General features: G+C 64.1%; 9 protein-coding genes. All 9 read right to left on the reverse strand.

Going from position 1 to position 9,043, the window contains the following annotated elements; all coding sequences use genetic code 11:
* Window positions 1-31 precede the first annotated feature (31 nt).
* Window positions 32-895 carry a sugar phosphate isomerase/epimerase family protein gene (locus tag J6525_RS34345; protein ID WP_225647986.1) on the reverse strand — a complete coding sequence of 288 codons (864 nt, stop codon included), beginning with the start codon at window positions 893-895 and terminating at the stop codon, window positions 32-34.
* On the reverse strand, window positions 895-2,088 hold the full coding sequence (locus tag J6525_RS34350) for a dihydrodipicolinate synthase family protein (protein WP_225647987.1): 1,194 nt from the start codon (window positions 2,086-2,088) through the stop codon (window positions 895-897). The genes J6525_RS34345 and J6525_RS34350 overlap by 1 nt, the downstream gene beginning before the upstream one ends.
* Before the next feature lie 14 nt (window positions 2,089-2,102).
* On the reverse strand, window positions 2,103-3,254 hold the full coding sequence (locus tag J6525_RS34355) for a Gfo/Idh/MocA family protein (RefSeq protein WP_225647988.1): 1,152 nt from the start codon (window positions 3,252-3,254) through the stop codon (window positions 2,103-2,105).
* Entirely contained in the window at window positions 3,251-4,657 is a 1,407-nt protein-coding gene (locus J6525_RS34360; protein ID WP_225647989.1) for a hypothetical protein, read from the reverse strand. The genes J6525_RS34355 and J6525_RS34360 overlap by 4 nt, the downstream gene beginning before the upstream one ends.
* Before the next feature lie 14 nt (window positions 4,658-4,671).
* Window positions 4,672-5,517 carry an ABC transporter ATP-binding protein gene (locus J6525_RS34365; protein ID WP_092083235.1) on the reverse strand — a complete coding sequence of 282 codons (846 nt, stop codon included), beginning with the start codon at window positions 5,515-5,517 and terminating at the stop codon, window positions 4,672-4,674.
* Window positions 5,518-5,641: 124 nt separating this feature from the next.
* Window positions 5,642-6,640 carry an ABC transporter substrate-binding protein gene (locus J6525_RS34370; RefSeq protein WP_057017654.1) on the reverse strand — a complete coding sequence of 333 codons (999 nt, stop codon included), beginning with the start codon at window positions 6,638-6,640 and terminating at the stop codon, window positions 5,642-5,644.
* Window positions 6,641-6,776: 136 nt separating this feature from the next.
* The gene (locus J6525_RS34375; RefSeq protein WP_225647990.1) at window positions 6,777-7,586 is read right to left on the reverse strand and encodes an ABC transporter permease; all 810 of its coding nucleotides are present in this window, start codon (window positions 7,584-7,586) and stop codon (window positions 6,777-6,779) included.
* A 284-nt stretch (window positions 7,587-7,870) separates the two neighbouring features.
* On the reverse strand, window positions 7,871-8,527 hold the full coding sequence (locus J6525_RS34380) for a TetR/AcrR family transcriptional regulator (protein WP_057017592.1): 657 nt from the start codon (window positions 8,525-8,527) through the stop codon (window positions 7,871-7,873).
* 235 nt (window positions 8,528-8,762) lie between these two features.
* The coding region (locus J6525_RS34385) for a transposase (RefSeq protein ID WP_225646797.1) at window positions 8,763-9,043 on the reverse strand (281 nt) is incomplete at its 5' end.

Here is a 9,043-nt window from a genome sequence, read left to right on the forward strand (position 1 = left end):
GCAAGCAGCGCTGTGTCCACCTGCCGGCGTTCTAGACCACCGTCCGGTGCCGCTCGATGCAGGTTCGCAGCACCTCGTCCAGCGGACGGCCCCACCAGTCATTCGAGAAGATCTCAATCTCCGAATAGCCGTCAAAGCCCTGCGCCTCGACGGCGGCGCGCACCGATCTGATGTCGATGACGCCGTCGCCCATCATGCCGCGGTCGTTGAGGATGTCCTTGGTCGGCACCAGCCAGTCGCAGACATGGAACGCGAGCAGGCGATCCTGGCCGGCGCGTGCGATCTGGCTCATCAACTCCGGATCCCACCAGATGTGATAGACGTCGAGCGCGACGCCGATCGCGCCGGTTCTGTCGGGATCGAGCGCGTCGCAGATATCGAGCGCCTGCCTTGTGGTGTTCACGCAGGCGCGGTCGGCGGCATAGGCCGGATGCAGCGGCTCGATCGCGAGCGGCAGCTTTGCCTGCTTCGCGTAATCCAGCATCTCGGCGATGCCGTCGTGCACCTGATTGCGCGCGGCCGCGATGTCCTTCGACGCCGCGCTGCCCGGCCGCGAATATTGCGGCAGGCCGCCGACCACCAGCACGATGCAGGAGGCGCCGAGCGCGGCCGCCTCGTCGACCGCACGGCGATTGTCGTCGCGCGCCTCGCTGCGATGCGCGCCATCTGCCGTGAACATGCCGCCGCGGCAATAGCCCGACAGATCGAGCCCGGCATCCCTGACCGCACGGACGGCGCGATCGAGGCCGACGGCTGCAACCTGGTCGCGCCAGGGATCGATGGCGCGGATGCCATGGCGCGCGCAGGCCTCGACGATGGCGAGAAGATCGCCCTGCTTGCGGACGGTCGCCGTGTTCAGCGACAGCCAGCGGTGGTCGTTGGAAAAGTCGCGCATCAGGCGTCGATGCCGCGCGTGGCCAGGATCGTCGCCATCCGGCGCGTTGCGAGCTCCGGATTGGCGAGCAGACCAGCCTTGTCGGCGAGCCGGAACAGCTCTGCAAGATGCAAGGTCGAGCGCGCGCTCTCCTGCCCGCCGACCATCGTGAAATGATCCTGGTGCCCGTTGAGATAGGCCATGAACACGATGCCGGTCTTGTAGAAGCGCGTCGGCGCCTTGAAGATGTGGCGCGACAGCGGCACCGTCGGTCCAAGCACATCGTGGAAGCTGGCCTCATCGCCGGCCGCGAGCCGCGACAGCGCGTAGGACGCCGCCGGTGCGATCGCATCGAAAATGCCGAGCAGCGCGTGGGAAAATCCCTTGTCGTCGCCGGCAATCAGTTCGGCATAGTTGAAGTCGTCGCCGGTGTACATTTTGACCCGCGGATCGAGCCGGCGCCGCATGTCGATCTCGCGCCGCTTGTCGAGCAGCGAGACCTTGACGCCATCGACCTTGGCCGCATTGGCGTTGATGATCGCAACCGCCGTATCCATCGCCTTGTCGAGATCGGCGGTGCCCCAGTAACCTGATAGCGCCGGATCGAACATGTCGCCGAGCCAATGGATGATCACGGGCTCACGCACCTGCGACAGTACACGGTCGTAGACCCTGGCGTAGTCCTCCGCGCTCTTGCCGAGCTTTGCCAATGCGCGCGAGGCCATCAGGATGATGCGGCCGCCGGCCTTCTCCACTGCCGCGATCTGCTCCTCATAGGCACGGATCACATCGTCGATCGACCTGGCGTCCTCGACGGCGAGATGGTCGGTGCCGGCGCCGGAGAACACCAGCGCGTTGCCCTTGGCCTTCGCCGCCTTCACCGAGCGCTGGATCAGTTCGAGCGAGGTCGCCCAGTCCAGCCCCATGCCGCGCTGCGCGGTGTCCATGGCTTCGGCGACGCCGAGGCCGAGGTCCCAGACATGCTCACGGAACGCGATCGTCTTGTCCCAGTCGATCGCCGCGGCCAGCCAGGGATCGACGTCGGCGCGCGGATCGGCGACCACATGCGCGGCCGAGAATGCCACGCGGTTCAGCGTACCCTCGAGCTTCGCCGGAAAGGTCCGCGACGCCGCCAGGCGATAGGTCTCGAGGCCGCCGCCAGCGATCGGCAGTTTCAGCGACAACGATGACATCGGTCGGACAGGCTTGTTCATGGCAAGGTCCCTTCTCAGACTGATATCGGGGCGACGTCGATCCAGCGCCGCTCCTTCCAGCTCTTCAGCGCGCATTCGGCGAGCTGCACGCCCTTGGCGCCTTCGAGCAGGGTGTATTTGCAGGGCGCGTCCTCGCAGACATGGCGGATGAACATCTCCCACTGTTCCTTGAAGCCGTTGTCGTAGACGACGTTCTCAGGCAGCTTCTGCCAGTCGGCATAGAAATCATGCATCCGCTTCTCGTCCGGATTCCACACCGGCCGCGGCGTCGCCTGGCGTGCCTGGATCACGCAGTCGGTCAGGCCCGCCACCGCCGAGCCATGGGTGCCGTCGACCTGGAAGGTGACGAGGTCGTCGCGGTAGACACGCGTCACCCAGCTCATGTTGATGTGCGCAATGACGCCGCCCTTCAGGCGGAAGGTGGCGTAGGCGGAATCATCGGCGGTCGCCTGGTATTTCTTGCCCTTCTCGTCATAGCGTTCGGGGATGTCAGTCGTGCCGAGGCAGGTCACGCTCTCGACTTCGCCGAACAGATTGTCGAGCACGTAGCGCCAGTGGCAGACCATGTCCAAAATAATCCCGCCGCCGTCCTCGGCGCGGTAGTTCCACGACGGCCGCTGCGCTTCCTGCCAGCCGCCCTCGAACACCCAATAGCCGAACTCGCCGCGCACCGAGAGCATGCGGCCGAAGAAACCGGAGTCGCGCAGGAAAGCGAGCTTCTTCAGGCCCGGCAGGAACAGCTTGTCCTGCACCGTGCCGTGCTTGAGGCCCTTGGCATTGGCGAGCTTCACGACCGCAACGGCCTCCTCGAGATTGGTCGCGATCGGCTTCTCGCAATAGACATGCTTGCCGGCATTGATCGCCTTGGTCAGCAGCGAGGGCCGCGCCTGCGTGGTCGCGGCGTCGAAGAACACCGTGTCGCCCTTGTCCGCGAGCGCACGGTCGAGATCAGTGGTGTGGCGTTCGATATTGTAGCGTCTTGCCAACGCGCCGACCTTCTCGGCGTCGCGACCGACCAGGATCGGATCGGGCATGACGCGGTCGCCGTTCGCGAGCTGCACGCCGCCCTGCTCGCGGATCGCGACGATCGAGCGGATCAGATGCTGGTTGAGCCCCATCCGGCCGGTGACGCCGTTCATGATCAGGCCGAGGCGTTTGGTCGTCATACTGTCTGCTCCTGCGAAACGCGTGGTGTTGGCCGCTTGAGCGGCTGCATGGTGGACCAGTCCGGATGGATCGAACTGGCAAAGCCCGGCGCGGCGGCGATCGATCCGGTCAGCAGATCGCCATCATGCATCGCGAGGCGGACCTTGCCGCCCTCGCGCGTGTAGAGATCGGGATGCGCGGTGAGGAAGGCGTCGGCCTCGTCAGCCGGGGTGTCGGCAAAGCCATCGACATAATGATGCCCATTGCGCTCGGCATGGGCGACACCGATCAGCGCCCCGAGCGCGAGGTCCTGCTGCACGCCGAGCCCGGCCTGGCACGTCAGGTCCTCGCCGCTAATGAAATACTGGCCGCCATCCGCGTTCCACGCCGCCGCGCGAGTGGCGTTGATGATCGACTTGTAGATGCCCTTGCACGATTTCGAGGAGATGCCGCGATAGCCGAGCGCGCGCGCCTGCGGGAATGCATCATAGCAATCGTCGGCCTCGTCGATGATGAAGCCGTGCGCCGCCAGCTTCCCGAGCGGCGAGGCTCTTGTGATATCGCGCGGCATCGGCTGCTCGATATAGAGCAGGTTTGCCCTGATCGGCTGCAGCGCCGCGTCATGGTCGAGCCGGTCGACCAGCGCGTTCAGCGCGGCAAGGTCGGCATATTGCTCGTTGGCATCGAGCGTGATCCTGGTGGCGTAAGGCAGCTTTGCGAGCTCGCAGCCGATCCGTGCCAGCCGCGCCGCGTCATGCGCCGGATCACCGTTCAGCTTGAGCTTGAAATAGCGCGCACCGGCGTTCTCGTTGCGGTCGGCGACGCCGCCCTCCCCTTCAACCTTGTCGTCCATTCCGACCGTGTGCCTGACGGCGACACGCTCGAGCCGCTTGCGCGTCGACAGGAACCGCGCGATCGCGGCATCGTCAATATCAGGCGTCAGCCGCGCATCGATGCCGGCGATATTGCCGGCCATGCCGTCGAAGAAATTCGCGCCGGCGGCGCGCAGCAATGCGTCCAGGATCGCCTTGTCAATCTCGGCCGGGCCGAAGCCGGCGGCAAGCGGCGGAATGTCTTCCGCAGTGCAGGCCGCGACCTGCGGACCGATACACACGGCGTGCAAGCCGAACGCGGTGTCAAAGCCCCTGTTCGTCAGATAGAGCTCGCGCGCAACCGCAAGCGAGCGGCGAAGTCCGTCGAGCGACTGCGCCTCGGTCAGATGCGGCCGCTTGTCGAACCATTTCGGCGCCAGCATCTCGGCGCCGGCGCCGGTGGCGCGGCCCTTGCCTTCCACCTCGATCTCGACCCGCACGAACATCTGCGTCGATGCGGTGATCGTCACCGCGCCGAAGCGGAACGGCCGGGCGAACACCAGCGGCCGTTCGAAGAACGCGATATCGTTGACTTTGAGGCGAAGCGGCATTGAAGGCTCGGGTGTTAGTCCAGCGACCCCTGTGTGAAGAAATGCTTCCGGATCCGCTGCACCAGTTCGTTGAAGACGGGATCGGACATCGTCTCGAGCGAGCGCGGCCGCGGCATCGGCACGTCGTAGATCGCGGCGATCGCGCCGGGCCGCTCGGTCATCACGAGCACGCGGTCGGCGAGGAACACGGCCTCGGGAATCGAGTGCGTGATCAACAGGACCGTCTTGCCGGTCTCGCGCTGGATCCGCATCAATTCGACGTTCATCCGCTCGCGCGTCATGGCGTCGAGCGCGCCGAACGGCTCGTCCATCAGCATGATCTTGGGGTCGTGCACCAGCGCGCGACAGATCGAGGCGCGCTGCTGCATGCCGCCGGAAAGCTGCCAGGGCAGCTTCTTCTCGAAACCTTCGAGGCCGACCAGCTTCAGCAGATCCTTGGCGCGCGCGAGATATTTGTTCCGCGGCAGCTGCTTCATGTCGATCGGCAACATCACGTTGGAGAGGATGTTGCGCCACGGCAGCAGCAGCGCGTTCTGGAACACGATGCCGACATTGCCGTGCGGCCTGGTCACCGGCTCGCCGTCGACCAGCACTTCGCCCGTCGTCGGCGGCAGCAGGCCCGAGATCATCTTGAGCAGCGTGGACTTGCCGCAGCCGGAGGGCCCGACCACAACGAAGAACTCGCCGTCATTGATGGTGAAGTCGAGCGGCCGCAACGACGGCACATCGCCGTCGCGCGACCGGTAAGTCTTCGAGACGCCGGAGAGTTTGATACCCGGCGTGGCATCCGCGGCGCGGTCCGACACCAGGCGCAGATGCGCGGCGGGCTGAACATCGGCTGGTTTGGTTGCAGGATTCATTCTGCCGAATCCACTGGGATGTAGAATGCTGTCATTCCGGGATGGTCCGAAGGACCAGACCCGGAATCTCGAGATTCCGGGTTCGATGCTTTGCATCGCCCCGGAATGACGGTGTTTGTTGCGCTCACGAGTCGCCCTTCGGCAGATAGTCGTTGGTGTAGAACGCCTTCGGATTTGCCTTGGCCTTGGCGTCGAGGCCGCCATACTCGACCATCAAATTGACCGACTCGGTCATGTTCTGGTCGGTGACCTGGAACGGCCGCTTGGTCCTGGTCTCCGGCGTACGATAGAGCGGGATCGTCAGCTCGAAGCCTTGCGTCAACGTGTCGATCTTGCCGCCCTTCGGGTTGGCGTCGAGGATCGACTGCGCAGCCGCCTTGGGGTCCTTCTCCGCGGCTTCCACCGCCTTGGTCGTCGCCGACATGAAGCGGCGGACCAGGTCGGCATTGGCCTTCACATAGTCGGAGTTCGCGATGATGCCCGACGACACCATGTTGATGCCGTAGTCGGCGAACTTGATCGGATAGACGTCCTTGCCGGTGGCGTCCTTGATCTTCATCGACTGGTCCATGACGTAGCCGAGCAGCAGGTCGGCCTGGCCGTTGATCACGGCGTTGAGCTTGGTCTGGCCGTCGCCGGCGACGGTGTTGAAATCGCTTTCCTTCAGGCCGGTCTTCTTCAGGAACAGCGGCCAGATCTGCGTCATCGAATCCGCCGGCGTGATCGCGACCGTCTTGCCCTTGATGTCCTCCGGCTTCCTGATGTTCTTGTCGGCAAGGCTCATCGCCGACATCGGGCTGGTCTGCAGCAGCACGCCGGTGGCGATCACGGGCGCGCCCTTCACGGCCGCGCGCATCATGGTGGGCACGTCGACATAGCCGAAATCGGCGGTCTTGGCGGCCACCGCCTGCGTGGTCGCGGCCGAGCCGCGGCCTTCCTGGATCTCGAGGTCGATGCCCTCAGTGGCATAGATGCCCTTGGCCTTGCCGTAATAGAACGGCGCGTGCTCGCCGTAGACGTACCAGTTCAGCATCAGCACGACCTTGTCGGCCGCGGATGCGGGGGCCACCGCAAGCGCGGTCCAAGCCAGCGCGGCAATGACAGCAGTGATCAATCGCATCACGTTCTCTCCCTGTTTCTCGTCATTGCGAGGAGCGAGAGCGACGAAGCAATCCATTCCTCAGCTTGTGGCGCGATGGATTGCTTCGCTTCGTTCGCAATGACGGCTTCCCTTTTCGTTAGGTGGCTCTGCGATATCCCTAGGAAGCAAAAATGAAGTCGTCGCGCTGGCTGACGTGCCAGGGGATCACCAGCCGCTCGATGCGGTCGACGATCCAGAACAGGATGACGCCGAGCAGCGCGAGGATCACCAGCGCGGCGAACATCGTCGGCAGGTCGAAGGTGCCGATCGAGCGCTGCATCACATAGCCGATGCCGGAATTGGAGCCGACGAACTCGCCGACGACGGCGCCGACCACGGCGAGCGTCACCGAGACTTTCAGGCCGGAAAAGATCGCGGGCATCGCGTGCGGCAGGTTGACCGCGCGGAACACCTGGAAGCGGCTGCCCTGCATCGCGCGCGCCAGATCGACCATATCAGGGTCGACCGACTTGAAGCCCTGCACCGCCGAGACCACCACGGGGAAGAAGCCGAGCAGGAACGCGGAGATCACCTTGGGGATGATGCCGAAGCCGAACCACACCACGAACAGCGGCGCGATCGCGATCTTCGGCACCGATTGGGAGAACACCAGCAGCGGATAAACGTAGCTCTCGACCGTCTTCGAACCCGCGATCAGCATCGCGACGGGAATGCCGAACAGCGCCGAGAGCAGGAAGCCGCAAATCGTTGCATAGGTGGTCGGCCAGGACTGCCGCAACAGCTCCGGCCAGTCGCTCCAGAGCACCGCCACGACGTCACCGGGCGAGGGAATTTGGTAGGCCGGAATATGGAACAGGCGGATCGCGAGGTCCCAGGCCGCCACGATGACGACCAAAAACAGGAACGGACGTACCCACGCCGCATTCAGCACCTTCGACAGGCCCGAAGGGCTCTTTGCCTCCGCCACGTCACGCTCCCTTTGCAGTCTCTCTGTTCGTTTAGAAATTAACCCGTTGGATAAATACTGTCCAGCCCCAAGCGCGCGGCAAAATCGCACCGAAATACGCGACTTTCGTCAGGCGAGAATTTTTGTCGGATGAGACTTCGTAGCCCGGATGAAGCGCAGCGAAATCCGGGACCGCTATCCGCGGATGCAACTCCCCGGATTGCGGGGAGCCTGTCATCGGGCGCGCGTTCGCGCGACCCGTTGGCTCCATCCGGGCTACGGATCACCGCAATGATCGCAAGACCTCACACCACGCGGTGCTCGGCCGCGCGCAGCACCGGCATCGCGCCACCGAACGCCGCCGTAGATTTGCCTGTCAGCGCCGCCAGCACCAGCGCGGTCATGTGCTCGAGGCGCTCGTCGCGGGCGTCCTTCTTCAAGAGGTCGCGGCCGAAGATCACGCTCAGCGTGGCGCTGTTGGAGAGATAGAAGAATGCCAGCCCGGCGATCGAGATGTAGAGCTGCACCGGATCGACCGCGACGCGGAAATCGCCGCTCTCGACCCCGCGCGTCACCACGGTGCGGATCATCTCGACAAAGGGCGAGTGCATCGACTTGACCTTGGTCGAACGCTTCAGGTGTTTTGCCTTGGCGAGGTTTTCGGTGTTCAGCAGTGCCAGGAACTCGGGATTGCGCAGAAAATAGTTCCACGTGAAGTCGATCAGACGCCCGATCGCCTCGGGCGGATCGAGATGCTCGAGATCGAGGGTGCGCTCCTCGGCGCGGATCTTCTCATAGGCGCCTTCCAGCACCTCGAGATAGAGATCCTCCTTGTTGCCGACGTGGTAGTACAGCATGCGCTTGTTGGCGTCGGCGTTGGCCGCGATGCGGTCGACCCGCGCGCCGGCGAGGCCATGGGCGGCGAATTCCTGCTTGGCCGCCTCGAGAATCCGCAGCCGCATCCCCTGGGGGTCGCGCTGCCATCTCTGTATTCGCTTTGCCTTGGCCAAATCGATCGCCCGTGATGCTGAATTGATGAATGTAGCATGACGAACGACGTTTGAGAACGAATGTTGTCGTGACGGCCATGCGGGAATATTTCTCGCAGACGCGGCATGCAGCGTCCTCCCTGCCATTCCCGGATGCACGCTGTCGTGACGACGCGCGCATGAAACGCGGCCTAGGACCGATCGACATTCATTGCATCCAGATCATTGCGGCAGCGAGATGGATGAAGCCGGTAAAGTTGTCAGATCGCCTGTCATAACGGGTTGCCAAGCGTCGGAAGTGTTTGAGCTGGCAAAAGCAGCGCTCGATGCGGTTGCGCTGTTTGTATGCGTCGGCGTCGTGCGGAATGATGATCCTGCGGGTGCGGTTTGACGGGATCACCGCCGTTGCGCCGATTTCCGCGATGATCGCACGCAGGGCGTTGCTGTCATAGGCCTTGTCGGCGAGCACGGCATCGCCGCTCTGGCCGT

The organism is Bradyrhizobium australafricanum (assembly GCF_020329495.1).
GTDB lineage: Bacteria > Pseudomonadota > Alphaproteobacteria > Rhizobiales > Xanthobacteraceae > Bradyrhizobium > Bradyrhizobium australafricanum.

What these genes read in the sequence shown, in the direction of transcription:
- J6525_RS34355 (WP_225647988.1), bottom strand. Translation starts at nt 3,254, where the DNA reads ATGACGACCAAACGCCTCGGCCTGATCATGAACGGCGTCACCGGCCGG.
- J6525_RS34380 (WP_057017592.1), bottom strand. Translation starts at nt 8,527, where the DNA reads ATGCGGCTGCGGATTCTCGAGGCGGCCAAGCAGGAATTCGCCGCCCAT.
- J6525_RS34360 (WP_225647989.1), bottom strand. Translation starts at nt 4,657, where the DNA reads ATGCCGCTTCGCCTCAAAGTCAACGATATCGCGTTCTTCGAACGGCCG.
- J6525_RS34365 (WP_092083235.1), bottom strand. Translation starts at nt 5,517, where the DNA reads ATGAATCCTGCAACCAAACCAGCCGATGTTCAGCCCGCCGCGCATCTG.
- J6525_RS34345 (WP_225647986.1), bottom strand. Translation starts at nt 895, where the DNA reads ATGCGCGACTTTTCCAACGACCACCGCTGGCTGTCGCTGAACACGGCG.
- J6525_RS34350 (WP_225647987.1), bottom strand. Translation starts at nt 2,088, where the DNA reads ATGAACAAGCCTGTCCGACCGATGTCATCGTTGTCGCTGAAACTGCCG.